We start from the raw sequence: 24,579 nt of genomic DNA on the forward strand, positions 1-24,579 counted from the left end.
GCCAATAGGACTAGGAAATGAGTGAACCACCCCGTAGCCTTAAGGTTCGATCTGAAATCGTAGACGATAATTATGGGCTTGAGCCTGAGATAGAAACCTCGGCAAGTATGTCGGAACCGTTTGACCCATCAAAGATACGCGTGCAAACCGAGCGTAAAACTATAGATTTAATATTTAGAAGGTACGTTCATAAAGAAATTGATTTAGCACCTGATTTTCAGCGGCGAGCGAGGCTCTGGCCGCTATTTCGGCGCAGTCAATTGATCGAATCATTATTACTTAAAATACCTTTACCGGTCTTTTATGTCGCTGCCGACCAATCAGATCATTGGGCAGTTGTTGATGGTTTACAGCGCATTACAACTATCGTCGACTTTTTAAGCAACGATTTCGCCTTGAGCGGTCTTGAATACCTGTCCGATCTCGAGAACTGTTTCTATTCTGATTTAGATCGTGCAATGAAGCGGCGTATCGAAGAAACTGAACTTGTAATAAACATCATTCAACCAGGCACTCCTGATGAAGTCATGATGAATATTTTCAAGCGCATTAATACCGGAGGTATTGCTCTAAATGGTCAAGAAATTCGAAATGCCATACATAAAGGGCCGGCAAGAGAACTCCTTCGAAAATTATCTACTTCGACGGAGTTTTTGCTTGCTACGGACGAAAGTATAAACGATATGCGAATGGCAGCCCAAGAGCTTGTTCTGAGATTTATTGCTTTTCTCAAAATGAACAGTCCTGATAAGCCAAAAAACTTAGATAATGTTTTAAATTCCACGATGAAGCTACTCAACTCGATAGATGAGCTTGAGAGATTTGAGCTGGAGTCGCACTTCAAGCGCGCGATGCATTTGGCGTATGAGATATTTGGAACCGACGCATTTCGAAAGCCTTCTGAGATCAAAAGAAACCCAATTAACAAAGCTTTATTTGAGAGCTGGGGAGTAAATCTTGCTGCGCTTTCAAAAAAAAACATAGAAATCATCTTAAGTAAAAAAGAACTCTTAATAGAAAACTACTTTACAGTATATGAAAATGACAAATTTTTCGTGGAATCCATTACTACATCTACCGGCCATAATGCAAAAATATTAAAGCGCTTTATGACAATCGCCAGCATCATAAATGCAACGCTAAATGGAAATCGAATATGATTCAAAACATAGGACTACTAAACTTCAAGTGCTTCCGCAGAGCATCTGTTAGCTTAAGTGACCTGACAGTTTTGACCGGCTTAAACGGCATGGGGAAAAGTAGCGCTATTCAAGCCTTATTGATAGTTGCGCAATCCATCGCAGACGACTCAAACAAAGGCCGTCTGCTCACGAAGGGCAAATACATAGACCTAGGCACATCATCAGATATCCTTCACGACAACGCTAAAACCAATTCTATTGGCATCAGAATCTCTGGAGGCAACTCTCGAGCAACATTCAAGCTTCGAGCCAGAGCGACACAAAAGAACAACTATGTTTACAACAACAACTTCAGCACACTGCGACTGGAAACCTTTAGCGACCCACTATGTGCACCATCATCACAAAATGGAATATCAAAGTTTCAGTATCTGCAGGCTGAGAGAAGTGGCCCGAGAAAATATCTTCCCGTAGGGGATGATCAAAGTGAGAGTTTCGAGATTGGCTCACAGGGCGAGTATGTTCTCCATTTGTTAGATATACATGGGTCAAGCCCATTAGACTCAGCTGACCCGAGGGTGATATCTGGGGACGGGCATCGTCTTATAGACCAAACTGAAGCATGGCTCAAATTGGTCAGCCCCGGAGTCAGCCTTCAACTCAAGACATTGTACGAAGCTGACCTGATTCAAGCCGGATTCAGTTTTAGCTCGCCCGGTTCTTTAAATAGCAGAACATATCGCGCTACCAATGTGGGTTTCGGCATAAGCTATGTATTGCCTGTGATTGTAGCCTTGCTCGCGACCCCCACTGGCGGACTAATTATTATTGAAAACCCCGAAGCGCACTTGCATCCACAAGGGCAAACTTATCTAGGTGAGTTGTGCGCCAGGGCAGCTAAGGCGGGGATACAAGTTATTATTGAAACTCACTCTGACCACTTTATGGATGGCGTGAGGATCTCTGTCAAAAATAAGACGTTGACTCCTAATCAAGTAAAGTTTCATTATTTTCACCGCCAAGGAACTGAAACGCAAATTAAATCACCAAACATTGACGAAAAAGGAAAACTGAGCGAGTGGCCGGAAGGTTTTAATGATCAGCACCGCAAAAATGCAGTTCAGTTGCTAAAACCTTAATCCAAGGATGGAACAATGCCTGACTTCGTGTTCAACCATTCATCGACGCAGCCACCGTTTGGAAACATTCAAGATGTTATTCCAATATTGGCAACAATGCTCAAAGCAATGGCCACATTGGAGGCTCACTTTCCAGAGCGACCAAACTTCAGACTAAGAGATAATCCATGGCAAATCGAAATTGCTAACGCAGCTAATGTGAGCCAAAGTTTGGGGGAGGCTGTAGAATTGCTTTTCCGCTCTAACTATGTTGACGAAGGCAGCTATTTTGTAGATCTTGCGCTAATGACTCCATCTTGGGATCAACTCGATGAAGCCGTGATCGAGACTATTACCAACCTTGATGAACTGTTAGAACACCCAGAAATTCCGGACACACACCTCTTAGCGGCTGAAGCAGGTGAAGAAGCACTCGTCTGCGCAGTGACCGGCTCGGTGTTAACAAGCCTTTGCCGTAACCCAGCGCATTCAGTCTCCCAAATAGGTTTTATCTGCAATGGAAAAACCTATAAATTCGATCACACTTCCAATTCACTGGCCAGTTCGAGTATTAGCGAACGGTTTACTCGTGACGCTTTCGCCCAGTTATCCGCGAGAAATTTCCCGCAGCGCAAAGGTGAAATCTTTCCAAATTTACTGTTTGGATTGGAAACTGACGACCAAATCCTCAACTTTCCAAGTAATTTTATCAAATTGCTGTTCACGAGACTTAAAGATCTTGACTCTCTTTCCCAGCATTGGCAAACACATAATACTATGCCCGAAAACTGCATGACTTTTCAAAACGAGTCAGAGTTTACAATGAACAAATATGGGTATCAGCGTAATAGGAAAGGCTACGACGGAGAGCCACGGATCTTTGAACTCCACGTCTGGGTCGGTAGCGGAACTAGAATCCACTTATTCAAACATGATGAATTAAAGAAAATTGAAATCGGCTACATGGGCCTTCACTTAGATACGAAACTTTTCTAAGTTAATGCTATATCCGCAGCTTTTTTAAGCGTTAGCGTGACATATTTCTGACTCGATAATTTAATCGGATAGCCACTTTCGTTCTGACATTTAAATAGGATCCATGACAGTAAGCGTCCGGCCAACTCACCTTCCTGACCCCGACGCCAAAGGCGATGGTGTCCACCTAATTTAGGTGGACACCATTTCTAGCCTTTTAAGCGAGTCTTTCCATGCAGCCACAACGCCGATCCTATTCCAAATCCTTCAAGGCCCAGGTAGTCCAAGAGTGCGCTCAGCCCGGCGCGTCGATTGCCAGAGTCGCGCAGCACCACAGCCTTAAGCGAACCTCGTCCATAAATGGATTCGAGTGCAAACGAACAAAGCCATGGCGCTGCAACCTGCTTTCATTCCGCTACCTTTGCAACTCGCCGAAGGGTATTCCCAGGCTCCATCACCGAGCATCTGCATTGAAATCCAGAACCCACATGGCACCGTCAAAGTGAACTGGCCGACCGAAAGCGCTGCCGCCTGTGCCACCTTTCTGAGAGACCTGCTGCGATGATTCGCATCGGCGCGATCTGGCTCGCCACCGAGCCGATGGACATGCGCGCCGGCACCGAAACGACGTTAGCCAGGGTCATTACTGTGTTCGGTGCGGCGAAGCCGCACTGCGCTTATCTGTTCGCCAATCGCCGCGCCAATCGGATGAAAGTTCTGGTGCATGACGGCGTGGGTATCTGGCTTGCGGCACGAAGGCTGAACAAGGGCAAGTTTCACTGGTCAGGTATTCGGCACGGCTCGGAATTCGAACTCGACAGCGAGCAACTTCAAGCCTTGGTGTTGGGGTTGCCTTGGCAACGAGTTGGCACGGGCGGTGCGATCACAGTGCTTTAGCACCTGCCATTAGCCCATCGGTTTATCGCCGCTGATCGCCTGCTCTGGCACAATTAGCAGCATGAATTCCTGCTTATAGCTGGATCGGGTAGATGACTTCGCCGGACGCTTACCCTGCACCTAGTTAATGGCCCGATGCGATCGAGGGTAGTCTTTCTACCCAGTGTTGCAAATTATGCCCTCGAATATCGGTAACCTGACGAGGCAGAGGAAATTACCATTGCCGATTCAGAAGTAATGGAGACCACACGTGAAAAAGCCACCTACGAAAATCTTCATCGAATAATGGGATGGTGACGGTGCGATTCGAATTCCAGACGAAGCGCTGCAGGAACTCGAACTGGATGTCGGCGACGCTGTGTACCTGATAGAAGAATTTGTCGGCAACACGCGCTGCCTTGTCCTATCAAAAACGCCTCAGATTGCGGATCGAATAGACGAGCTCACTGAAGCTTGGGATAGCGGACGGCTTGGTAACGCCCAGGAGAAATGAGACAGCTGCAATGCGTTGACTGATCCACTCACAGAAGGCTTCGCGCAGCCGATTATGGCGCGAGAGCTGCCTCGATCAAGCGAGCGTTAGGTACGGCTCGGCGCACATCCTTTACCGCGCCCCCAATTGCGTCATCTGCAGAAAGTGCGTCACGGATGAATTCAAGAGCTAGGCGCCCGGGTTGCCCTACTCCGACCAATGCATCATCGCAGCCCTCTTCCGCCAAGCGTTCCATAAGCGCGTCCATATCGCTCTCGTCAGACGTCAGTTCGTAACTAAGGGTGAAGGTAAATACCATCTCTAACACTCCGCTTCAGCAAGATCCTACGTGGCTTCGATTGTCGCACGACGCGTCGACCTTAAGCCCGAAGGAGCGATAGCCGTAGTAGCTTTAGCTCCACAGCCTAACAAGTCGCCTATCGAGTCTCACACAAGAACTCCCCTCTGCAATCGGCCGATAAGATCGAGCACAGCGTTCGTCTCCACCCTCGTCCTCAGCATCTCCAGTGGGCGCTTTGAACCGAGCCCTCGAACCGGCGAGCTCATCCATTCTGTTGCTGTGGCGGCGTCGTCCTCGAACAGAAACAATGCTTGCTCAAAGACAGCAATCAATGCGATCAAGCGGTCGCTTTCAACGGTGCTGAAGCGTCCCGTATTGCCCTTCGTGCTAGTGATGCAGGAGATACACCGATAGTCTGAGAAATGAGCTCTCGCTCAACCTGCAGATTGTTCGCCGTCAGATTGAAATACTCGTAAGGAGGGCTTCGGTGTATGAGGTTATGAAGGGTTGTGCCGCGCTAGGGCAGTCTAAGGTTGACCAAATGTTTCCAGAAACTGGTAGGCCTGGTAGGTACTCTTTGTTGATGACAGCATCTGTACCTCCATCAGAAAAACCTAAAGCTTAGGCGGGCCCTGCTGGCCCAAAGCATCGACTATCGGAAAAGTAGTTCAGCACGGCACCTGCTGGTATACCGTCGTTCCTGCAATGAGAAGCACGGTGCACCGTCATAAATTGTCTCAGCTTAAGCCCGTCCCGTTCTTGAAATCGTCTTGTTTTGCCGGTACTTCTAAGTCACCAATGTCATGCACGGAATGCAACCATGCACGCAAGATTCAGAGTGATTGAAACCACCACACTGGTCGATGGCAGCAAGCGATACAGGGTCGTTGATCTTGTTGAAGGAGGCTCAGCTAGCAAACATGGTGTGTTCAAGGTCAGGGCGGAGGCAGACGCTGTTTGTATGCTCCTGAATGCCGAGCATCCGTGTCAGTGTGGTGTAGGTCGTACGTACCTGAGCCTTTGATCCACTCGTTTCGGAAACCGGGCGCCTGATGACTATGCGGGAGTGAATGCCTATAGCGCAGTCACGCATTCCCGTTCCGAAAGGACGCTTTGAAGCCGCTCCAGGTTGAGCCGCTGACACTCACTCTCGGCTTCTTCTCGGGTCTGATAGGTAGTCTTCAGCCGCAGCTTCTCCTCATTGTCATAGAGGTTGAAGCCTATAGGTGCGGTCTGGCAGTAGAAGCGCGATCCGTTACGCATTGATCCCGTTTCCGTTGGGATTGCAGGGACAACAACAAATCTCGACATCATCTTCACGCCCTCTCCAAGCACCTCCCCACTATTAGCGGCTATGAGCCACTACAGCAAATAGTCATCAGCAGTTTCCGATGACAAGCACAAGCGGCCCAGGAACGGTTCGCAACATCGCAAAAAGCTGATGTGAAGTGCTCTGCACTACTGGAAAGATCCTCCAGTCCTAAAAAATTCTGGTGCTGCTACGCTGACCGCTTCCACGGAGGAATCAAGATGCCAAATTCAGACCTGCTCCCTTCCCTGCTATTCAAGATCAATCAAAACCAGCTCGCCCTTGAGGCCGCCATCATGGAGCTCACCCTCTGGGTCGAGCAGCTTGGATCGGGTGAGGTTGGAGGCAATGTGCGAGGCGCACTGGCAACGATCAGCAAGAACGAAGAGTTCATCAATATGACGTTAGCGGTTCTTGTGACGCCTGAGTGAGCGCTCGAGCTTTTAGACTAGCCGGGCCTTGTTGGCCCGAAGGAGCGACCTCCCCGTTGACGCCGCTTCATACCGCAGCTTAGCTACAGGCAAACGATGACTCGAAAGCAATTAATTGAACAAAACCTCCCCCTCTCACCGCTCGCGAGGTCTGCCAACTGCTGACGGATCTCGCGCTTGGCAAACGCATCATGAGACGAAGCTCAATTCAGTCATACAATGAGATCTATCATGGCCTACCGAACAGTCACAGGAGTCTTTTACATGCAGGATCTAATCAAGCGCATGGACGGTTGGTTGCAACAGCACCGGGCAGCCTATTACGCGACACTTGCTAATGGTGTTTCGGTTGCCGCATTCGAGGATTACGAGCGCCGAACTGGCATCACACTCCCAGCAGACCTCCGGGCGCTCTGGTCATGGAAGGATGGGAGCACCGAGGAAGCGCTATTTACCAATCACATGTTCATCTCTGTCGAAGACAGCATGAGCAGCAAGCTGGAGCTCGACGGAATGATCGGTTCTGACTTCGAAGACCCAGAATGGTGGAAACGGCAGTGGGTACCGTTTACGCAGAGCTTTGGCGGCGATCATCTCTGTATCGATATAGTGTCTGAAAAACCAGGTGAGATTATAGACTTCTGGCACGACGACCCACGACGCGAAGTGGTTGCCCCAACGCTGGAAGATTGGTTGCGCAGTCTTGTGGAAATCATGGAGTCTGGGCGGTTGGAGCTGGCCTAGTCCCTATCTTTGCCATCTAAAGCGTAAGTCCGAGCATTTTACTAATGAGTGAATCCAGCTCGCCTCGATAGAACCCCTCCGAATGACACTGGTCTGCTTTTGTATTACCTCTAAGGAATACATCCAATGTCCGCGCAATACAGCCTTGTCATGCTCGCTCGGGGAGGATATGCCGCTCGGGGAGTGCTTTATTTGATAATCGGCATCTTCGCGTTGCTAGCAGCACTAGATTCGACAAAACCGAAGGACAGCCACAAAAGCGTTGAGGCGTTGCTAACCCAGCCATTCGGCTATTTTCTAGTTGGAGTTGTGGTGGCAGGCCTGCTCGCTTTTGCGGCTTGGCGTGTCCTGCAAGCCACGCGTGATGTCGATCACCACGGCAAAGAAATCAAAGGTTTGGTAATTCGCACTGGTCTGTTTGCCGGAGGTTTGGTCAACGCCGCTCTGGCGTTTTTTGCAATGGGTCTACTCATTAGCGGTATTAGTAGTTCGGGAGATTCCGGGGGGCAGACTAAAGACTGGCTAGCGCATCTTCTGTCTTGGGATCACTCGAATTTGTTGGTGTACCTGATCGCTCTCATTCCGCTTGGTGTTGGAATTGCTCACATCATCAAGGGCTGGAAGGCGTCGTTCGAGAAATATTTTGAGGCCGACGAAGACGTCATGCGGTACGTCCGCCCGGTGTCTCGGTTCGGTTTAATAGCCCGTGGAGTCGTATTTATAGAGATTGCATTACTACTGGCAATCAGCGGTTCCACTTATCAAGCCATGGATCCACCTGGTACGAAAGAAGCCCTCGACGCTCTCCAGAATCTTCCTGCCGGATGGCTGATTTTGATTGTGATGGCCCTGGGGCTGATTGCCTTCTCGGTTTACAGTTTCTCTGAGGCTTTCTGGCGCAAGATCAATATGGATGTGCCTGGAGTATCGAGACCATAGGGTGCAGCGATAATGGCGATCCACCTCTCGGATTAGAGCAGGCGTGGCCTTAACCTGCCGTTGGCGATCATCGGCGCCGGCTCTTCATCATCGTGTTGCTGGCTGAGGAATTCGCGTATCAGTGCGGAAGTTCGTTTGGCGCTGGTGACCACGAAAAAATGCCCCTCGCCCTTTAGGACGTGCACTTCGGCACGGCGGATGCTGCGGCGCAGGATATGCGCGTTGTACATCTGTACTAGGGTGTCGCGGTCGCCGGTGAGGATCAGCGTGCGTTGGCGCAGACGGAACAGCCGCAGCAGGCTTGTCCAGCCGACCAAGGCAGCGAGCTGGTGGTAATAAGTTCGTGGATTAACGGTGAGCATGCCTTTCGCTACACCGAAGCGTAGCAGCGCCTGTATCGAATTACGCGAGCCTTCTTTCTTGCGCGATTTGGCGCCTTTGCTGCTCCCAAAAAAGTCCACGATGTCGGCGGGTTTCACTAGCACCACCGGGCCAGCAGAGGTCGCCGCGAGGATCAAACGGCGCACCATGCTCGGGTAACGCAGGGCAAACTCTTGCGCCAATGCACCGCCCCAGCTCACTCCGAACACATCGACTTGGTCGATCCCCAACTGCTTGAGCATCTCGGCGATCAAGTCGGCATGGCGCGGCAGACGCATTGGCCAGCGGGGCATTTGCGATTTGCCGACTCCAGGCACGTCCAACGTAATGGTCATGTAGTCCCCAAGTTCCTCGCGCAGCGGATCGAAGGTACGGATCAAGCCACCCAGGCCATTAAGCAAGAGCAACGGCGAACCTTGCCCGCAGATTGAAACGTTCAACTGCAAGTTTTCAATGGTCAGTTTGCGCGTTGTCATTGATGCCCCCCTCGCTTCATGTCGCTGAGATGACAGAGTTAGATGACCACTCTAATCCTTCAAAGCATGGTCTCAATTATAAATTGAGACCCAGCACGGCTCCGAACAATCCAGTGGCAAGTCTTGGGAAAAGGAACCCTCATCCGCGCGCGGCACCTAATGATTGATCCCTAGAATTTGAGAAAGACGAAATGCATATATCCGAGACAATCCAAGTCATGGAAGCGCTATCAACCAACGAAGCAAACCTTAAGCTGCATGAAGGCTGGTCATTAATATCTGTGGTCGTCACAACTCATCCCAATGGTCAGCTCCACCCCTGCTACATTCTCGGAAAGTCGAAAGCGTCACCCGACCATCAGAAGCCCGATTGACTGGCGTGGCATCCACATAGCGATTCAGCTCACGGAATTGTACTAGGAGGATATTTTGGCGTATCTGGATTGGGTTCAATGGCCAGCGATGGCTGTGACCGTTCTCGCCGCATGGCTAATCGGATCGCAACGACCAGGACGACGAATGACCGGGTTTGTATGCTTCAGTTTGAGCAACGTGTTGTGGGTGATTTGGGGAGTCTATGCAGGGGCGTATGCATTAATCGCCTTGCAGGTTTGTCTTTTCCTCATGAACCTTCGGGGGCTCAGGAAGAACTCGAAGGGGAAGGAAACCTAGCAGTCTCAAGACTGACGGTGGCCATTGAACTTTTTTTTAAAGCCTCGGGCATTCATCCCCAAGAGAATGCACTCAAGGAGGATAAGAGCGTAGGCGTCGGCGTGAAGCCCCCAGATAACCCATAGAGCATTACTGAGGATGAATCCCCAAAAAGCGATCATCCTCCGATAGGCTCGTTGCGAACCAATAAACCAGGCAGAGGCTACAGTTATCACCATGGCTGGCCATTGCACCCAATCGACGTAATCCAAATTTATCCTTCCCGCACCTGCTGCACTTCAACGAGAGACGCCAGCACTTACGTGTGGATCAAGAGCAAGCAATCCCATTGAGACGCTTAGATTAGTCAGGTAGGCGTTGCCTGAAATAGCTATCTTCACAAGTGGCACAGCAGGCTTGGTGTCACACCGTCAGCGGGGATCCCGCTGGTTATCCAACACCGCATTATCCGTTTCTTCCCGCAACCAGTCAGGATCTAGCCCTGTATCGACTATTTGCTATCGCACTCTCAAAGCTCGTTTGACTAACGGCCATTTCACTGCGGAGTTCGCCAATAAGATTTGCAATCGCCCGACTAGAGGTGAGCTCCGTCGGGGAGATACGGTAACCAGAAGCTCAGGGAGCAATTATCGACAATTCGTTTCTACAGAATCGGCACCGAAGGAGCGCGGCTCCGCTGAAGTAGCCGGCAACGTTCGCGGTGCTTTAGACACGATTAGCAAAAACGAGGAATTCATCAACATGAGCATCACGGTGCTCATGGCGCCTGAATAACCTGGCCAGCATTCGATAAGGGAATGTGGAGGCATTACACCCTCGTGAATAGCACAAGAAATCGAAAACGCTATCAGCACTATTTATTGTCATCGTGACCAAAGAATTGGGGATCGAGTACCAATGCGCGCAACGGCTTCAGGCGTTTTTCGGCGAGATCGGCCTGGCGGGAGCATTGAGTAGCGTCCCCGTCAGCGCCCACAGCGGTTGCCTGTTCAGCCATTTGGCGCAACAGCAGGATCCTTTCTTCCACCGCCCTTAATGTGTCCCAAAGCCCGGTATCGATCGCCTCATTGACCTCACAAATGAGCGACTTCATCGAAAAGGCATGACCTGTGTGGCAACGAAATCTGACGATGGAGCCTTCCTCGATTTGTACGAGTACGCCATGACAATCCGGACAGGTGAACTGGGAAACCTTGCCCAATCCCATTACACCGGCTTCCAAACCATTCCCTTTCAAGGAGATCACGTTCTCGATGACATGTCGGGCTCTTATATCGTGAATGGGATGGCCATCTATTGGGCTTCCGACCGCTTTGGAGATCTCCGTGGCCAGCACTGCCGCCGAGCCGATAATGTCGATATCCACATGTTCGATGGCACTGTCGGGCATTGAACTCAGCATGGCTTCGGCAGGATCCTGGACGTAAGTCAGTCCACCCCGATCCTTGACCGCCCACATCCCTGCAGTGCCATCGTCCAATGCACCGGAAAGGATGACGCCAATGACCCGGGCACCGTAGTTAACGGCGGCTGAGCGGAACAGAACATCGACGGCAGGCCGCGCACGGCACTCCTTGGGCCCACGTGTCAGTCGTATCCCATCCTCCGTCAGCATCAGGTGTCGATCCGCAATGGCGACATAGACCGTGCGAGCTGCAATCTGTTGACCATCTTGGGCCGCGACGACTCGCATGAGGGTCACCCTGGAAAGAATGCTATGGAGGACGCTGGGTTCATGGGCGGGAATGTGCAGCACTACCAAAAAAGCAGCGGGTAGATCGGCGGGTAGATTCTCAAACAATGAGATTAGCGCCTGAACGCCCCCCGCCGAGGTACCAATGACGACGACATTCCGCACACCCGTATCAAGTTCATCCATTACAAGGCATCTCCCATTAGAGAAGTCCACCTCCCGAGTCATCTCAGGACGAGCTGATTGGCCCGCGACTGGTAAGGCGAACAGCTAAACACCAGCTCATTCATTAATCTTGGATCATCTATCGCGTAATGGCCTGCGGGTATCGTTCGAAATCATGATCAAATTACATTCGCAAGCGACCATTGATGACTATAGTGAAAATTTAAGGGCTCCTTCCTTCAGTGTGCCGACCCGCGATATGCGCAATAGACCTGTCGTCCTCACCCTGATACTTATTTCCCTCATTTTGGGAACGGGCGCGGCATTCAGTTTCCTGAGCCTGTTCGGGGGCTAGTAAATTTCAGGCGGTAGATGAGTTTATAAAACCACTCACCTGGCCCGACCTCAATCACTCGGCGTTTATGGCCAAAAGCGGTACTAAAAATTGGTCGAGTCGCGCCTACTAGTTGTTTCGACTGCCATCAACACTGGGTTGATCAACGACCATAATCTGTGTCAGCCCTACCAGTTCAGCCTGCTTTAAAATCTCGTCCGGCGTCGCGTCAGCAGTGGGCATGATCAAGCTGTTCTCACCGTCCCCAAAATGCAGCTGTAGCAAATGCATCGCGGCCTCATGAGCGGGCAACTGAGCCTGCTGGAGTTCAAATTGATGCGTGCGGGGCTCGCCGTCGAACAGGTATTCAATCTTGTAGATCTGCACTGTTGGATTCTCCTATTGGGTGCCATTAACAAATCTGACTTACAGGTCAGCTTTTAGTTTAACTGCAGATACAAAAATCGGTTATTGAGGAGCTTCATGCGCCTTGATACGCGGCCTGCAATCGCCACAAGCCGTCAGCCCTTGGCGTTGAACTCTTCTGTCATGGCTACCGTCTAGCACATAGAAGCGGATAGAAATCCAGCTTTAAATCCCTGGCGTTAAAGGACATATCCATGACCAACCGCGCACGTTTGAATTACTTAAACGACACCCTTTTCGGCCCTATCGCTAAAACTATTGATTGCAACGTACTCATCACACCCATTACGCCAGGAGCCTTTCAGGTGCACGTGCTGTCACCGGTGCCAGATGACCTACACAAGGCCCACTCCTTGACCATCATTCTTTCTTCAGGAGAGCGCTTGAACGGCACGGTGGCTCACGCCCGCCGACTGGAAAATGCTGATTTGGAGTTGCAGATCGATACATGAAAATCCATCGCCACATCTAGGTTTCGGAGATCCTTAAATGAAAAAACCGCGAACTGAGACAGCTACCGTTCAAACCCTGATGTTTGAACGCAACCAATGGGTTCCCAACAACCCGCGTCTGCCGGCACTCATTTACACCTGCGCGATTGCAATTCAGGGCGATGACCCGGCTGCGCTGTTCGAGCAAACCTTCATCGCCAATGGCTGGGCACCCCAATGGCGATATGGGATTTACAGCTACCACCACTACCATACCGAAGGTCATGAAGTGCTTGGCATCGCCAGCGGTCGGGCTCGGCTGATGCTGGGCGGCCCGGATGGTCATGTACTTGAAGTCACAGCAGGCGATGTGTTGCTACTGCCTGCCGGCACCGGCCATTGCAGTTTAGATTCAAGTGAAGATTTTCTGGTCGTCGGTGCCTATCCTCCAGGGCAGCGTGCAGATATCTGCCGCGATGCCCCCACCGATGCTCAACTGGCGAGCATCGACACGCTGTTGTTTCCCGACCAGGATCCGGTGCAAGGCTCGCAAGGCGCCGTACACCGGTATTGGGCTGGCCAGCATTGAGAAGTCAATCACGAACGGCGCGAACCTTTCCGCTGAAGACTCTGAAGCCGTAGGTGTTGTAGATGAGCGTCACCGGGATCAGCACGGCGAAACCGACCAACATGAACATTTGACTGGTGGGGCTAGAGGCGGCCGCTTGCAAGGTCAGGTTAGGCGGGACAATCAACGGAAAGAGCGCTGCGATCATCAAGGCGAACGCCAAGATGAAGATCCCCAGTGCGGCGAATAGGGGCAGATAGTGCCGGCGGCTTCGAAAGCTCAAGGTGAAGCTAATCAGTAGTGTAGTGAGCAATATTGCGGCTGGCAGCCAGACCAGCAGATTGGAAAGCCGCTGCGCATATCGAGCGTCCAGCGTCGCTGTCCAGACCACTAACACGGCCAAAAGCACCATGGTTACGATGCCCAGCACCCTTGCCTGTCGCCCTGATCGACGTTGCAGATCATCTACAGTGCGCCAATACAGCCAGCACGCGCCCAACCACATATACCCCACTACGAGCACTGCGCCACAGTACAGCGGAAACAGGCCCGACCATTCCCAGCCGTTCCCGCTGTACTGCCCGTCCTGATTCGGCACGCCTTGTACAAGCGTTCCCAATACAATCCCCTGAATTGTCCCGGCTAGCAGTGAACCGATCAGCAGCAAGCCATCGACTATCCTCTTCATACGATAGCTTTTTGAGTAATCGCGAAATTCCAGCGCTACCGCGCGAAGAATCAACGACAGAAACATCGCGATAAATGGCAAATAAAGCGCCGGCAGCAGCACGGCGTAAGCCAGCGGAAACAACGCCAGCAGCCCGCCGCCACCGAGCACGAGCCACGTTTCGTTAGCGTCCCAAATCGGAAGGATGGTTACCGCCATGGCACGTCGGTGCTGACTGCAACGAGTAAGACCCATCAGCACGCCCACGCCAAGATCAGTGCCATCCAACAGCACGTAGTTCAAGACCGAAAATCCCAGCGCGGCAGCGGACAATAGCGTTACCCAGTCATTGTCCATCATCGATGTTTACCCTCAGGATTTACCCGTTTCGTCAGCCAAAGTGGGTTGGGGCCCGGGTTCGTTTTCGTGAGGTGGCTCCCGTAAAAGTCGCAACAGCACCCAGAGACCTACGCCGAAGATCACCAGATAAAACGAAAGGATTGTCCACGTTGCCCCTACGACCTGCTCACGAGACACCGAAGACAGGCTGTCAGCCGTGCGCATCAACCCATAAATGGTGAAGGGCTGACGGCCGACCTCAGTAACAACCCATCCACTCAGCATCGCCAGAAATCCAGCAGGCGCCATCAGCACACACCCTCGGAACATCCAGCGCGCTGAGTACAAGCGATGTCGCCAGCGTAATACCAGACTGATCAACCCCTGCCCCATCATCATTAATCCCAGACCGACCATGACACGGAACGCGAAGAACACCGCTGGCACCGGCGGGATGTCCTCAGGCGGGAACTCATCAAGCGCAGCGATGGTGCCGCTCAGGTCATGTCGCAAGTACAACGACGCTACGCGCGGAATCGCCACTTCCCAATGGTTGCGTCGCTCTGACATATCTGGAATAGCGAATAAACGTAATGGCTCGCCCTCACCGACCTCCGGACGTGTCCAAGAGCCTTCGATGGCAGCAACCTTTTGCGGTTGAACTTTAAGGCTGTGCTCACCATGAAGATCCCCCACCAGGATTTGCACAGGTGTAAGCACCACAATTACCCACAACCCCATGGAGTATGCGAGGCGAGCTCTCGGGTTCTGCGGTTCACGTAATAGTTGCCAGGCGCTGAAACCGGCCACTAGCGTGGCGCTGCCTATAAACGCGGCCAACGTCATATGCAAAAGCCGATATGGGAACGAGGGATTGAAGATGATTGCCCACCAGTTTTCGGCAATGAAACGTCCATCTACTCCGAGAGAATACCCGGCGGGTGTCTGCATCCAGGAATTGGCTGACAAGATCCAAAAGGCGCTGATTAACGATCCAAGAGCGACTGCGCAGGTAGCGAAGAAATGCAGACGAGGGCCAACTTTTTTCAAGCCGAACATCATGATGCCCAGGAAACCTGCTTCCAGGAAAAATGCCGCCAGCACTTCGTAGAACATCAACGGGCCAAGAATATCTCCTGCCCGGGTCGAAAGCCGTGACCAATTTAACCCGAACTGGTACTCCAAAATCAGACCCGACGCTGTGCCTACCGCAACGTTGAGCGCAAACACTTTTAGCCAGTACAGGTAAACATCCAGGTAGAGCCTTCTTCCGCGCCACAGCCACAGTGCCTCCAGCACCATGAGAAAATTGGCCAGGCCAATAGTGAAAGCCGCCAGCACGATATGAAAGCTTATGGCGATCGCGAACTGTGCACGCGCAGCCATCAGTACCGAATCAATAGCATTCATGCGCTACGGCTCTACCGGAATGACAGAAATCTTGCCGTTGCGCTCCAGGATCGCAAACTTGATCTGGTCAATAGTTTCTATGCCTTGGCTTGAGCGGGCGGCCTCCATCACATCCGCCTCCACCAACCGGGCGCTCCGTAGACGATCACGTAGCAACTTTCCATTTTCGACAATGATGGTTGGCCCGCCATCAATTATTTTGGATACCCATTCCGAACGCTGTTTCAGCAGTGAAAGTCCGACGTCGATAGCAATTAACGTGACGATCACCAAGACGGAATTAGTAAGGGAGAAGTCATCTCCCAGGAGCGCTTGCTGCGTGGCCTCGCCAATAATCATTAACAACACAAAATCAAATGTCGTCAGTTCCGCCAATGAACGCCTTCCGGCAATTTTGAACAGCACTATCAACACCAGGTACATCACTGACGCACGCAACACCGAATCCATAGGTCACCTCAAGGGAGAATGAATTGATCCAAGGTCACAGGAGTTGCTCCTGGTGATTTCACCTGAGTGCTGAATTTTCCTAGTCCGTCACCACGCAACGTCAGATAGAGATTTGCACGTCCTTGTGGATCCGCTTGTAGCCACAGCTTTATACCCTCGCCGGCGCTGCTGGCACGAACGGGCTCTGGCAGCATCGTTTCTATACTGAAGCCTTCGAGTAAGCTACCGGACAACTCCATCTCAATTCGCGCATCCGGCACGCCGATAACGCTAATGACCATAGGATTGGCGGAACCGTTTCGGTGAAAAATCTCATACTGAACTCTGAGCTTCCCATCGCCTCCGTGAACATCACGAAAACTCAAGGGCCCGCGTGAAAACATCCCACACAACCCAAGTACAACCAGCAACACCAAGACATACCAGCCCCACCGCTCAAATCGCCAGACCTTGACCTGATAGGCCATGTCTTCGCGAACGGGGTAGTTTCGGCTCTGATAATCGTGTGGGCTTTTGTCATTCATGAGATATCCCTACCCTTGTTCACCATCCAGTGCACGACGATGAAATTGCGGCAACTGTTCTAATGCGAACTCGGCAGCTTGGAGTTGTACTTGGGTGCGTGTGCCGAAGAAGCGATGTTCACGGCTGAACAAGCTACGCCCTCGCTCAGAATGAAAGGCCCAGGCGAAACAAATTGTGCCTGCGGGAATACCGTCGACATCCTCTGGGCCGAGGATGCCTGTCGTCGCTACGGCGACATTCGCGGTGCTGTCATGCAACGCGCCTAACGCCATTTCCCGCGCCACTTCACAACTGGTTAGATTGAAAGTTTCGATGGTAGAGGCACTCACCCTCAACAGCCGTTGTTTGGCCTCAGGGGAATAGACCACGTAACCACTTTCGATCAGATCTCCACTGCCTTCGATCTCAGATAGGAGCGTGACAATTTTTCCCGCCGTACAGGATTCTGCCGTCGTCAGTAAAAGGGCGTGCTCGCGTAGATAATTAACCGTCTGATCGGGAATAGACATGGGACTGTTCCGCAAACGTGATGATCGGTTGACTGCCTTAAAAAGCAATCATTCCAACTGAATTGATCCCTTTTCGTCGGCACTCCATTGAACGAAAAAAAGCACTGATCACTACTTGAATAATGGTTTAGCGGTAGCGGCCAGGTGAGCAACTCACCGTCCACCCATCCACTCGAACCTTTCACCCCGCGCATTCGTCCCAGCTTTATAACTTCACGATCAAGCCTGTCGGAGCCGCCGATGCTCATTCATCCGAAAACCCATTTCCACCCATATACCCATGCGAGCGGCGGCTGGGGTTCCGCCAAGTCAGTGATGAAAATCCTGTGGCGCGAGCAGGCATTCGCCAAGGCTCCGGGCGCACTGCTGAAACAAAATAAGCCGGACGGTTTTGCATGTGTCAGCTGTGCTTGGGCCAAGCCGGGCCATCCCCATGCGCTGGAGTTTTGCGAGAACGGCGCCAAGGCCACAGCCTGGGAATTGACGTCTATGAAGACCAGCCCGGCCTTCTTCGCCGAGCACACCCTCAGTGAATTGCGCCAGTGGCCGGATTATGACCTGGAGCAGCACGGTAGGCTGACCCATCCCCTATACTACGACCCGGCCAGTGACCGCTACTTGGAAACGACCTGGGACGCGGCTTACCGCGAAATCGGCGCGCAATTGCGTGCACTGGAGCCTGACAGCGTAGTGTTTTACGCCTCGGGGCGTGCGTCGCTGGAAACCTCGTTCATGTACCAATTGTTCGCCCGGGCCTATGGCACCAACAACCTGCCCGACAGTTCGAACATGTGCCACGAAAGTACCTCCGTGGGTTTGCAGGAAAGCATCGGCGTGCCGGTCGGGACGGTGACGCTGGAGGATTTCGAACACACCGATTGCCTGTTTTTCTTCGGCCAGAACGTCGGCAGCAATGCGCCGCGAATGCTTCATCAGTTGCAGGACGTGCGCAAACGCAACGTGCCAATCATCACCTTCAACCCTTTGCGCGAGCGAGGGTTGGAGCGGTTCGTCAATCCGCAGTCGCCGACCGAGATGCTCACGCCGGAATCGACGATCATCAGCACCCAATACCATCAGGTCGCCATCGGCGGTGATTCAGCCGCCCTGCTCGGCCTCGCCAAAGTCTTACTGGAAATGGACGATCAAGCGCAACGTGACAGTCGTGCCGCCATCCTCGACTATGACTTTATTGCGCAGCACACCGAAAGTTTCGACACCTTCGCCACGATGGTGCGCGGATGTCATTGGCAACACATCGAGCGCCAATCCGGGTTGACCCGTGGCGCACTAGAAGCAGCCGCGTCGGTGTACGCCCGAGCCAACGGGTGATGATTATTTACGGCATGGGTCTGACCCAGCATCGGCACGGCGTGCAGAACGTGCAGATGCTGGTGAACCTGTTGCTGATGCGCGGTAATTTTGGCAAACCGGGCGCCGGGATTTGTCCGGTTCGTGGCCACTCCAACGTCCAGGGCCAGCGCACCGTGGGGATTACTGAAGATCCAAAAAAGTCCCGGTCGAACTGATCGAGCAGCAGTTCGGCTTCAAGGTGCCATCGCAAATGGGGCTGTGCACCGTGGACGCCTGTGAAGGCATTCTGGCAGGTCGGGTACGCGGATTCATTGGCCTGGGCGGCAATTTCCTGCGAGCCATCCCGACACTTCGCGCATGGAGCCGGCCTGGCAAACGCTGCAACTGAACGTACAGATCGCAACCAAGCTCAATCGCACGCACTTGCTCCCGGCCCAGAAAATGTGGCTGTTGCCATGCCTGGGCCGTATCGAAATCGACCGGCAGGACGGCGTCGCGCAAACCTGGGCCACCGAGGACAGCACCGCCTGCATCCATGCCTGGCACGGCAGCGCGGAACCGGTCAGCCCCCACGTGCGTGCGGAGGCCAGCATCGTTGCCGGTCTCGCCATGGCCTCGCTGCCCTCCGGCGCCTCCATTGACTGGGAGGGCTGGCGTAAGAATTACTCTCTAATCAGAACAGCCATCGGAACCATTTATCCGGACATCTTCCACAACATGGAAACCCGCATGACCGAACCGGGCGGCTTCCACCGACCAATTGCCGTCGCCACGCGCAAATGGCTGACCGAAAGTGGCAAGGCCCAATTCATCACGCCCGCCACCCTCAACGAAGACGATGACGTGAACCTAGGCGCCGCACCGCGCGATGTACTTCAACTGATGACGTTGCGCAGCAACGACCAGTTCAACACCACCATTTATGGCTACGAAGATCGCTTTCGCGGGATCAGCGGCACCCGCGAGGTGATTTTCATGCACTGCAATGACGTTGCTAGGTTGGGGTTTGAGGTTGGCGAGCAGGTGTTGCTGACTACGGCCATCGAACCCGACGTCAAGCGCCAGGTCGGGCCGTTTGAGATCGTAGCCTATGACATTCCCGAAGGCTGCGCCGCCGCCTATTACCCCGAATGCAATCCGCTGGTGCCCCTGTGGCACCACGCCGAACGCAGCAAGGTACCGGCTGCCAAATCGGTACCGGTGCGGTTGAGCCGTGCGGGTAGTTAAACAAGCGACATTAGAAGGCGTTCGGTGAACGAAACTTAAACCACCGATTTCAAGGTCAAATGAAGAGATGAGTCGTCTTGAAGTGCCGCGCTCAAGCGGGGTAGCCCACGAATCCAAGACCGAAAGGATTTAAAGCATCTGAAGGCACGGGGTATACACTCATCGGTGAGCCCCTAGCCAATGAATTAGGTTAAGCCCTATCAAGAGCATACCTTCGCGGCGCTTCTCATTACTCTTTAGACAAAAGTCATTTGGCTGGCTCCCGTCGAGACGAGCCACATGCTATCTACTCTAGAAATCCGTCACTTGATAGAACAAAGTTTTCTGCCCACTCGTTGCGAATGCACAATCGATTCAGGAACCGCTCTGACGGTACGATTTTTCCACGACACTTCGAATCAAGAAATTCTTGTTGTCACTGGTATCTCTTTAGCTCAACTGTGTAACGGGCTTGCCATCGTAGGTCTTGTTGAATGATTACGAAAGGATCTTGAACTCGTTTCTTGTGCTCCTGGCTATACAGTAAGTGATCCGGGTTCTACGTTGCTCCGTCGGTGATATGGCGTTGACTGCTTTGTGACTGATGACAATGCTACGCTTTAATTTCTTCGAATGAGATGAAGTACCCCCATCGACATCTCTCAAACATTCGAGAAAGATTATGAAGCGGATCCTGATCGGTACTCTCACCCTAGCAATCATCGGCACGATGACCTATGAACTGCTCCAATGGAGAGCTATCGACAAGCAGAATCAAGAATTTTCGTGCAGTGAAGCGAAGCAAACTTTAAAAGGCGTGGAAATTCGAGCGCGAGCGTTAGCTTCCGGGATGACCGTAGAGGCCTACGCTAGCGCTGAAGAGGTGGAAGTGGCAAAACTTATCAGTGCTCTCGAAGGTGCCAAAAGCGCGGCGGATATTGATTCGATCATGGAGAGTCACGCTGCCACCATAAAAGCGGAGGATGCCGCTGTTGAGGCAGAGGTGGAGGCTCGAGGCGATCAAGCATTTCTTGAACAGCGATTATTAAAACAGCGGATACCTATAGAGATTAAGCAACAGCTCAAACGGGCCGCGAAGGCAGTCAGTCTCACTTGTAGCTAGCGCCCCTGTGATACGTAGCCCCTTCTAAAGCTGTCCAATCCAAACTCAGAGCCAACAAAAAAGGCCTTCGAAAGGCCCTTTGTACTCAAACCAAAATCACTTGGTCAACCATGACTCGACAGTGACAGGCCGTACAATACGATTTGGGTTGTTACGTCGACATCTTACAAGGAGGAATCACAATGGCGAACAGACCTCCCTTCCCTACTCTACAAGATCAATCAAAACCAACTCGCCCTTGAAACAACTCACCTCGAAGATGTTCCCCACCCTTCCCGAGTATTCGTCGTTGATCTTCTTCGCCAAGGCCAGCAATCGAGTGGCTGTGGACTCATCGTAACGAAGGTAGTGCGCCTCCCCAGCATGGCAACGAGTTAACGATGCGTGCAATTGGCCAATTTGCGCGGAGTGTCTCGCTGGTATCTGTGAACAATCACTTTGTAAGCGTTTGCGGCGATTTCAGCTTGTATCCGTTTACCCATCAGAAAACTGGCGACCAACCACCTGAACAGCCCCTCTTCGTTCGCGTCGTCGAGACTGATTTGCAGATCCTTTGCGCTGGTGATTTTTGGCATTAGGCGCCTCTCTACAGACGCGGAACATTGGGTTCAGCGGAGATCTGTCTATGATCCACTCATTCTTCATCTGTTAGGTATTGGGACAGCTTGACCTGCGGCTGCATGCGTTCTGAATTAGCCCGAGCTGACGGACATACTCATTTACCCCAGACTTCGAACCACTCAAGGCAGCAGCAGCGCTTCATGGATCTCAATAGAAGGTATCGCACCTCCCACACGCCTGCTATCAAGCCACCCCCTAGTTTTGCTGACATCGAAAATCTGGCCCTGCTCCATCAAGGTCAATATGAGTTCGTCCGAGACTCGGTAGCGTCCGCAGTCCGGACAGTCTCTTTCTTCCCAAGGGCCAGAGCACTGAATGCGCTCAGCAACACCTACGCAGATAAGACAATTCATCGGAATCACCATTTTTATAGTTGTACCCGATCTGTCGTGGGCTGCCTGCGATGGCATGCCCACCGATACGCCATTGAGTGCGTTGATCAAGTTGGTGCTTGGTCGACTGAAAAGATCGAAAGAAAGTTCGGAGCGTTGACGCTTTCGGTACAAATAGGTCGTATCTGCTACCCGACCGAATAGAATCTGGTATTGGGCCATGCTCTTACAGAAACCACGAAATTAGGATCAGAGCCACTGCGGCATCCCATCTGATCGCTGAGTAAATCGGCTCAGCTCGACTACGCTTGTCGCTACGGCAGCCCGCGTAATGCGTGCTAGATAGGGGCAAAGGATATGCGCAAAAAATCTCAGTCATGGTTTGTCCCTCTTCTGATTCTTGCTGCAGTCCTATGGTTCATGGGCAAGAAAGACACACCTTCTACACAGGAACAGCCAGCCCCCCAAGCCACACCGAACGCATTAGTTTCCGTCCCTGCACCGACAATGGCACCAGCCGCAACGCCACCGCTCGATCAGTTCGTTAGCGCGGATAAGCTAAATATGCGAGATCAGCCGGGCGGGAAGGTTATTTCCACTCTGAAGCGCGGAGACAAGGTTCAAGTCTTCGAAAAGAAAAATGATTGGGTGCGGATCAGCATCGACGGTCAACCGGCAAAATGGCTTTCATCCAAAAGCCTTTGCAGTGGATCGAACTGTTACGTCGCCTCTGAGCGAAAATCATCAGTGCAACCTGCGGCGCAGCCAACTCGCAAGCAAATCCCCAACTATGGAACCTCATGTGCTTGTGCTTCAGGCAGTGTCTGCATCGGCCCAAGAGGCGGTCGTTATTGCATCACTTCTGGTGGAAATAAACGTTACGGCGTTTAAGTCAAACCGTGTTTTGAGTCCGGAGTTAAGGTCACTCCAGGCTGCCCCAGATTTTACTGAAAATAAGAGCCAAGCATCGTTTACTAACAATTGATCACAACGATACAAACGAAGGCAATGATCCGCCGACGTGGTCGTTGCGAACCTACGACAGTGGCAAACGCCCAGGACAGTGCGATGTTCGACAACTTTTCACTCGATACCGTAACTCTTCCTGAGGCAACACTAAGGGTAAGGCACGGTGGCAATGGTTCACCTGTTCTGTTACTCCACGGTCATCCTCGAACTCACGCGACTTGGCATCGTGTCGCCCCACTTCTTGCGCAACATCACACGGTCGTCTGCCCTGACCTGAGAGGTTTTGGTCACTCATCAAAGCCAGAGGACACATCCGACCATGCGGGCTCCTCGAAACGCGCCAAGGCCCGCGACTGCGTAGCCCTGATGCGCCACCTTGGTCATGATCGGTTCGCTGTAATCGGCCACGATCGAGGTAGTTACACCGCCTTTCGCATGGCAATGGATCAACCGGAAGCCATTACCCATCTCGGCATATTAGACGGTGTGCCGATCCTTGAAGCTCTTGAGCGCTGCGACGCCCGGTTCGCGGCGAAGTGGTGGCATTGGTTTTTCTTCGCTCAACCCGAGAAACCGGAACAAGCGATCCTGGCTGATCCTGATGGGTGGTATGGCGGCTCCCCCGAGGCAATGGGTGCTGAAGCCTACAAGGACTACCAAGCAGCCATCCACGATCCGGCGACCATACATGGCATGATCGAGGATTACCGTGCAGCCCTAGGGATCGACCGTGCTCACGATGAGGCCGACCGCCGCGAGGGCCGTCGGATCGCATGCCCGACCATGATTCTATGGTCGCTACGTGATGACCTTGAACTTCTATACGGCGATGTCCTGGCTGTTTGGAAACCGTGGACGACAAGGCAGCGTGGTCGAGGTCTCGACTGCGGGCACCACATGGCGGAAGAGGCGCCCAACGAACTCGCGAACGAAATCCTCGCATTCCTTCGCGAAGACTAATATATCGGCTCGCATTAATGGCGCATCCGCGCGAGATCAAGAAGTAGGAAGACCTCTTCCGCTCGTAAAGGGCCACGTTAAACTTGCCGGTTAATGTCTACTATGGTTCGTAATCAACGTACAAATTCTGGCCTTATGTACAGTTACTAATTGAGAATATCGGGAGATATCACGGCGACCAACCATAAAATCTGGCGATATCATTAGTTAACCCGCATCCCCGACGGAGCGAGCCAGAGTAACGGCGGGCAAGACCGCCCACGTCAGCATGCGCACGTTGAGTAATGCGATCAACTGCGATGGCGAAGCTTGTTATGACGACTACCCTTAACGCTGATAGACGGATCGGGAGGTGACGCTGCTTCTCCCGTTTCGCCCGAAATCACTCAGTGAAAATGGGAGGAATTCGAAGATGGATGAGCAAAAAATTCGAGAAGCTGCATATCGGCTTTGGGAAAAAGATGGGAAGCCGCAAGGACAAGACCTGGAGCATTGGTTTACTGCTGAAAAAGCAGCCGGCGAAGAAGATTTTGACAGTTCAACCGCTGGCTCAACGCAAGGTAGCGAAACTGACCCATCCCAAGCTGGCTCTTAGATGAAGATCAATCACTGGCAGATACCCATCGATAGCGCGCACCGTCGAATGCGCGCTATCGCCGCGACCGAACACTTACCTCTAT

General features: G+C 52.3%; 27 protein-coding genes and 3 pseudogenes. 19 read left to right on the forward strand and 11 right to left on the reverse strand.

Annotation, left to right across the window (positions count from 1 at the left end; genetic code table 11):
* Window positions 1–17: 17 nt before the first annotated feature.
* The 7 genes and pseudogenes from HKK52_RS09110 (at window position 18) to HKK52_RS32585 (ending at window position 4,625) form a co-directional block, all read left to right on the forward strand.
* Window positions 18–1,160 (forward strand): DUF262 domain-containing protein, encoded by a 1,143-nt coding sequence (locus HKK52_RS09110; protein WP_169370543.1) that lies wholly within the window; start codon window positions 18–20, stop codon window positions 1,158–1,160.
* On the forward strand, window positions 1,157–2,281 hold the full coding sequence (locus HKK52_RS09115) for an AAA family ATPase (protein WP_169370544.1): 1,125 nt from the start codon (window positions 1,157–1,159) through the stop codon (window positions 2,279–2,281). Before HKK52_RS09110 ends, HKK52_RS09115 begins: the two co-directional genes overlap by 4 nt.
* 15 nt (window positions 2,282–2,296) lie before the next feature.
* Complete coding sequence (locus HKK52_RS09120) at window positions 2,297–3,256, forward strand: hypothetical protein (RefSeq protein WP_169370545.1); 960 nt, start codon at window positions 2,297–2,299, stop codon at window positions 3,254–3,256.
* A 212-nt stretch (window positions 3,257–3,468) separates the two neighbouring features.
* A pseudogene (locus HKK52_RS32955) lies at window positions 3,469–3,531 on the forward strand (IS66-like element accessory protein TnpA); the annotation flags it as partial.
* 92 nt (window positions 3,532–3,623) lie between these two features.
* A complete protein-coding gene (locus HKK52_RS32575) occupies window positions 3,624–3,800 on the forward strand; it encodes a hypothetical protein (protein WP_237150749.1) in 177 nt (58 codons plus the stop codon).
* Entirely contained in the window at window positions 3,797–4,132 is a 336-nt protein-coding gene (gene tnpB, locus HKK52_RS32580; RefSeq protein WP_169370547.1) for an IS66 family insertion sequence element accessory protein TnpB, read from the forward strand. The genes HKK52_RS32575 and tnpB overlap by 4 nt, the downstream gene beginning before the upstream one ends.
* A gap of 304 nt (window positions 4,133–4,436) precedes the next feature.
* Entirely contained in the window at window positions 4,437–4,625 is a 189-nt protein-coding gene (locus HKK52_RS32585; RefSeq protein WP_237150796.1) for an AbrB/MazE/SpoVT family DNA-binding domain-containing protein, read from the forward strand.
* A 426-nt stretch (window positions 4,626–5,051) separates the two neighbouring features.
* Here the strand turns inward: HKK52_RS32585 and HKK52_RS09135 are convergent, their stop codons facing one another.
* Window positions 5,052–5,246 carry an antitoxin Xre/MbcA/ParS toxin-binding domain-containing protein gene (locus tag HKK52_RS09135; RefSeq protein ID WP_169370548.1) on the reverse strand — a complete coding sequence of 65 codons (195 nt, stop codon included), beginning with the start codon at window positions 5,244–5,246 and terminating at the stop codon, window positions 5,052–5,054.
* Window positions 5,247–6,435: 1,189 nt separating this feature from the next.
* Here HKK52_RS09135 and HKK52_RS09140 point away from each other — a divergent pair.
* From HKK52_RS09140 to HKK52_RS09150, 3 genes are all read left to right on the forward strand, one after another.
* A complete protein-coding gene (locus tag HKK52_RS09140) occupies window positions 6,436–6,645 on the forward strand; it encodes a hypothetical protein (protein ID WP_169370549.1) in 210 nt (69 codons plus the stop codon).
* Between the two features lie 264 nt (window positions 6,646–6,909).
* Window positions 6,910–7,389: an SMI1/KNR4 family protein gene (locus HKK52_RS09145; RefSeq protein WP_169370550.1), complete on the forward strand. Its 480-nt coding sequence runs from the start codon at window positions 6,910–6,912 to the stop codon at window positions 7,387–7,389.
* 126 nt (window positions 7,390–7,515) lie between these two features.
* Window positions 7,516–8,328 carry a DUF1206 domain-containing protein gene (locus tag HKK52_RS09150; RefSeq protein WP_169370551.1) on the forward strand — a complete coding sequence of 271 codons (813 nt, stop codon included), beginning with the start codon at window positions 7,516–7,518 and terminating at the stop codon, window positions 8,326–8,328.
* A 32-nt stretch (window positions 8,329–8,360) separates the two neighbouring features.
* Here HKK52_RS09150 and HKK52_RS09155 read toward each other — a convergent pair whose 3' ends face one another.
* Window positions 8,361–9,185, reverse strand: coding sequence for an alpha/beta fold hydrolase (locus HKK52_RS09155; protein WP_169370552.1), 825 nt, complete (start codon window positions 9,183–9,185; stop codon window positions 8,361–8,363).
* Window positions 9,186–9,647: 462 nt separating this feature from the next.
* Between HKK52_RS09155 and HKK52_RS09160 the strand changes: the two genes are divergently transcribed.
* A complete protein-coding gene (locus tag HKK52_RS09160; RefSeq protein WP_442962290.1) occupies window positions 9,648–9,857 on the forward strand; it encodes a hypothetical protein in 210 nt (69 codons plus the stop codon).
* A gap of 5 nt (window positions 9,858–9,862) precedes the next feature.
* Here the strand turns inward: HKK52_RS09160 and HKK52_RS32600 are convergent, their stop codons facing one another.
* The 3 genes from HKK52_RS32600 to HKK52_RS09170 form a co-directional block, all read right to left on the reverse strand.
* Window positions 9,863–10,108, reverse strand: a complete 246-nt coding sequence (locus tag HKK52_RS32600) for a hypothetical protein (protein ID WP_237150751.1) — start codon at window positions 10,106–10,108, stop codon at window positions 9,863–9,865.
* 602 nt (window positions 10,109–10,710) lie between these two features.
* Window positions 10,711–11,736, reverse strand: a complete 1,026-nt coding sequence (locus HKK52_RS09165; protein WP_169370553.1) for a chemotaxis protein CheB — start codon at window positions 11,734–11,736, stop codon at window positions 10,711–10,713.
* A 442-nt stretch (window positions 11,737–12,178) separates the two neighbouring features.
* Window positions 12,179–12,436 carry a hypothetical protein gene (locus HKK52_RS09170; RefSeq protein WP_169370554.1) on the reverse strand — a complete coding sequence of 86 codons (258 nt, stop codon included), beginning with the start codon at window positions 12,434–12,436 and terminating at the stop codon, window positions 12,179–12,181.
* 233 nt (window positions 12,437–12,669) lie between these two features.
* Here HKK52_RS09170 and HKK52_RS09175 point away from each other — a divergent pair, with 233 nt between their 5' ends.
* Together HKK52_RS09175 and HKK52_RS09180 are read left to right on the forward strand one after the other, a co-directional pair.
* Entirely contained in the window at window positions 12,670–12,927 is a 258-nt protein-coding gene (locus tag HKK52_RS09175; protein WP_169370555.1) for a hypothetical protein, read from the forward strand.
* Between the two features lie 37 nt (window positions 12,928–12,964).
* The gene (locus tag HKK52_RS09180) at window positions 12,965–13,495 is read left to right on the forward strand and encodes a cupin (protein WP_169370556.1); all 531 of its coding nucleotides are present in this window, start codon (window positions 12,965–12,967) and stop codon (window positions 13,493–13,495) included.
* 4 nt (window positions 13,496–13,499) lie between these two features.
* On the opposite strand, the gene cydB is transcribed toward HKK52_RS09180, so the two are convergent.
* From cydB to HKK52_RS09205, 5 genes are read right to left on the reverse strand one after another with little or no spacing between them, the layout of a single operon-like run.
* The gene (gene cydB / locus HKK52_RS09185; RefSeq protein WP_169370557.1) at window positions 13,500–14,501 is read right to left on the reverse strand and encodes a cytochrome d ubiquinol oxidase subunit II; all 1,002 of its coding nucleotides are present in this window, start codon (window positions 14,499–14,501) and stop codon (window positions 13,500–13,502) included.
* 12 nt (window positions 14,502–14,513) lie between these two features.
* Window positions 14,514–15,890 carry a cytochrome ubiquinol oxidase subunit I gene (locus tag HKK52_RS09190; RefSeq protein WP_169370558.1) on the reverse strand — a complete coding sequence of 459 codons (1,377 nt, stop codon included), beginning with the start codon at window positions 15,888–15,890 and terminating at the stop codon, window positions 14,514–14,516.
* 3 nt (window positions 15,891–15,893) lie between these two features.
* Window positions 15,894–16,340 carry a DUF421 domain-containing protein gene (locus HKK52_RS09195; RefSeq protein WP_169370559.1) on the reverse strand — a complete coding sequence of 149 codons (447 nt, stop codon included), beginning with the start codon at window positions 16,338–16,340 and terminating at the stop codon, window positions 15,894–15,896.
* An 8-nt stretch (window positions 16,341–16,348) separates the two neighbouring features.
* Window positions 16,349–16,864, reverse strand: a complete 516-nt coding sequence (locus HKK52_RS09200; RefSeq protein ID WP_169370560.1) for a hypothetical protein — start codon at window positions 16,862–16,864, stop codon at window positions 16,349–16,351.
* 9 nt (window positions 16,865–16,873) lie between these two features.
* Window positions 16,874–17,374 (reverse strand): CinA family protein, encoded by a 501-nt coding sequence (locus HKK52_RS09205; RefSeq protein ID WP_169370561.1) that lies wholly within the window; start codon window positions 17,372–17,374, stop codon window positions 16,874–16,876.
* Between the two features lie 240 nt (window positions 17,375–17,614).
* Here HKK52_RS09205 and HKK52_RS09210 point away from each other — a divergent pair.
* The 3 genes and pseudogenes from HKK52_RS09210 to HKK52_RS09220 all read left to right on the forward strand — a co-directional run bounded on the left by HKK52_RS09210 (window position 17,615) and on the right by HKK52_RS09220 (window position 21,017).
* Window positions 17,615–19,915 (forward strand): annotated as a pseudogene (locus tag HKK52_RS09210) (FdhF/YdeP family oxidoreductase).
* A gap of 279 nt (window positions 19,916–20,194) precedes the next feature.
* On the forward strand, window positions 20,195–20,392 hold the full coding sequence (locus HKK52_RS09215) for a DUF1652 domain-containing protein (RefSeq protein WP_169370562.1): 198 nt from the start codon (window positions 20,195–20,197) through the stop codon (window positions 20,390–20,392).
* 184 nt (window positions 20,393–20,576) lie between these two features.
* The gene (locus tag HKK52_RS09220) at window positions 20,577–21,017 is read left to right on the forward strand and encodes a hypothetical protein (protein WP_169370563.1); all 441 of its coding nucleotides are present in this window, start codon (window positions 20,577–20,579) and stop codon (window positions 21,015–21,017) included.
* Window positions 21,018–21,263: 246 nt separating this feature from the next.
* On the opposite strand, the pseudogene HKK52_RS32605 reads toward HKK52_RS09220, so the two are convergent.
* Window positions 21,264–21,592 (reverse strand): annotated as a pseudogene (locus HKK52_RS32605) (DNA methylase); the annotation flags it as partial.
* 735 nt (window positions 21,593–22,327) lie between these two features.
* On the opposite strand from HKK52_RS32605, the gene HKK52_RS09225 reads away from it, so the two are divergent.
* From HKK52_RS09225 to HKK52_RS09235, 3 genes are all read left to right on the forward strand, one after another.
* Entirely contained in the window at window positions 22,328–22,861 is a 534-nt protein-coding gene (locus HKK52_RS09225) for an SH3 domain-containing protein (RefSeq protein ID WP_169370564.1), read from the forward strand.
* A 177-nt stretch (window positions 22,862–23,038) separates the two neighbouring features.
* Complete coding sequence (locus HKK52_RS09230; RefSeq protein ID WP_169370565.1) at window positions 23,039–23,899, forward strand: alpha/beta fold hydrolase; 861 nt, start codon at window positions 23,039–23,041, stop codon at window positions 23,897–23,899.
* Window positions 23,900–24,311: 412 nt separating this feature from the next.
* Window positions 24,312–24,494 (forward strand): DUF2934 domain-containing protein, encoded by a 183-nt coding sequence (locus HKK52_RS09235; protein WP_169370566.1) that lies wholly within the window; start codon window positions 24,312–24,314, stop codon window positions 24,492–24,494.
* Window positions 24,495–24,579 lie beyond the last annotated feature (85 nt).

The sequence above is a fragment of the Pseudomonas sp. ADAK2 genome (genome assembly GCF_012935755.1).
Classification (GTDB): Bacteria; Pseudomonadota; Gammaproteobacteria; order Pseudomonadales; family Pseudomonadaceae; genus Aquipseudomonas.

What these genes read in the sequence shown, in the direction of transcription:
- HKK52_RS09110 (WP_169370543.1), top strand. Translation starts at nt 18, where the DNA reads ATGAGTGAACCACCCCGTAGCCTTAAGGTTCGATCTGAAATCGTAGAC.
- HKK52_RS09115 (WP_169370544.1), top strand. Translation starts at nt 1,157, where the DNA reads ATGATTCAAAACATAGGACTACTAAACTTCAAGTGCTTCCGCAGAGCA.
- HKK52_RS09120 (WP_169370545.1), top strand. Translation starts at nt 2,297, where the DNA reads ATGCCTGACTTCGTGTTCAACCATTCATCGACGCAGCCACCGTTTGGA.
- HKK52_RS32575 (WP_237150749.1), top strand. Translation starts at nt 3,624, where the DNA reads ATGGCGCTGCAACCTGCTTTCATTCCGCTACCTTTGCAACTCGCCGAA.
- tnpB (WP_169370547.1), top strand. Translation starts at nt 3,797, where the DNA reads ATGATTCGCATCGGCGCGATCTGGCTCGCCACCGAGCCGATGGACATG.
- HKK52_RS09140 (WP_169370549.1), top strand. Translation starts at nt 6,436, where the DNA reads ATGCCAAATTCAGACCTGCTCCCTTCCCTGCTATTCAAGATCAATCAA.
- HKK52_RS09145 (WP_169370550.1), top strand. Translation starts at nt 6,910, where the DNA reads ATGCAGGATCTAATCAAGCGCATGGACGGTTGGTTGCAACAGCACCGG.
- HKK52_RS09150 (WP_169370551.1), top strand. Translation starts at nt 7,516, where the DNA reads ATGTCCGCGCAATACAGCCTTGTCATGCTCGCTCGGGGAGGATATGCC.
- HKK52_RS09155 (WP_169370552.1), bottom strand. Translation starts at nt 9,185, where the DNA reads ATGACAACGCGCAAACTGACCATTGAAAACTTGCAGTTGAACGTTTCA.
- HKK52_RS09160 (WP_442962290.1), top strand. Translation starts at nt 9,648, where the DNA reads ATGGCTGTGACCGTTCTCGCCGCATGGCTAATCGGATCGCAACGACCA.
- HKK52_RS09165 (WP_169370553.1), bottom strand. Translation starts at nt 11,736, where the DNA reads ATGGATGAACTTGATACGGGTGTGCGGAATGTCGTCGTCATTGGTACC.
- HKK52_RS09175 (WP_169370555.1), top strand. Translation starts at nt 12,670, where the DNA reads ATGACCAACCGCGCACGTTTGAATTACTTAAACGACACCCTTTTCGGC.
- HKK52_RS09180 (WP_169370556.1), top strand. Translation starts at nt 12,965, where the DNA reads ATGAAAAAACCGCGAACTGAGACAGCTACCGTTCAAACCCTGATGTTT.
- cydB (WP_169370557.1), bottom strand. Translation starts at nt 14,501, where the DNA reads ATGATGGACAATGACTGGGTAACGCTATTGTCCGCTGCCGCGCTGGGA.
- HKK52_RS09190 (WP_169370558.1), bottom strand. Translation starts at nt 15,890, where the DNA reads ATGAATGCTATTGATTCGGTACTGATGGCTGCGCGTGCACAGTTCGCG.
- HKK52_RS09195 (WP_169370559.1), bottom strand. Translation starts at nt 16,340, where the DNA reads ATGGATTCGGTGTTGCGTGCGTCAGTGATGTACCTGGTGTTGATAGTG.
- HKK52_RS09200 (WP_169370560.1), bottom strand. Translation starts at nt 16,864, where the DNA reads ATGAATGACAAAAGCCCACACGATTATCAGAGCCGAAACTACCCCGTT.
- HKK52_RS09205 (WP_169370561.1), bottom strand. Translation starts at nt 17,374, where the DNA reads ATGTCTATTCCCGATCAGACGGTTAATTATCTACGCGAGCACGCCCTT.
- HKK52_RS09215 (WP_169370562.1), top strand. Translation starts at nt 20,195, where the DNA reads ATGCTATCTACTCTAGAAATCCGTCACTTGATAGAACAAAGTTTTCTG.
- HKK52_RS09220 (WP_169370563.1), top strand. Translation starts at nt 20,577, where the DNA reads ATGAAGCGGATCCTGATCGGTACTCTCACCCTAGCAATCATCGGCACG.
- HKK52_RS09225 (WP_169370564.1), top strand. Translation starts at nt 22,328, where the DNA reads ATGCGCAAAAAATCTCAGTCATGGTTTGTCCCTCTTCTGATTCTTGCT.
- HKK52_RS09230 (WP_169370565.1), top strand. Translation starts at nt 23,039, where the DNA reads ATGTTCGACAACTTTTCACTCGATACCGTAACTCTTCCTGAGGCAACA.
- HKK52_RS09235 (WP_169370566.1), top strand. Translation starts at nt 24,312, where the DNA reads ATGGATGAGCAAAAAATTCGAGAAGCTGCATATCGGCTTTGGGAAAAA.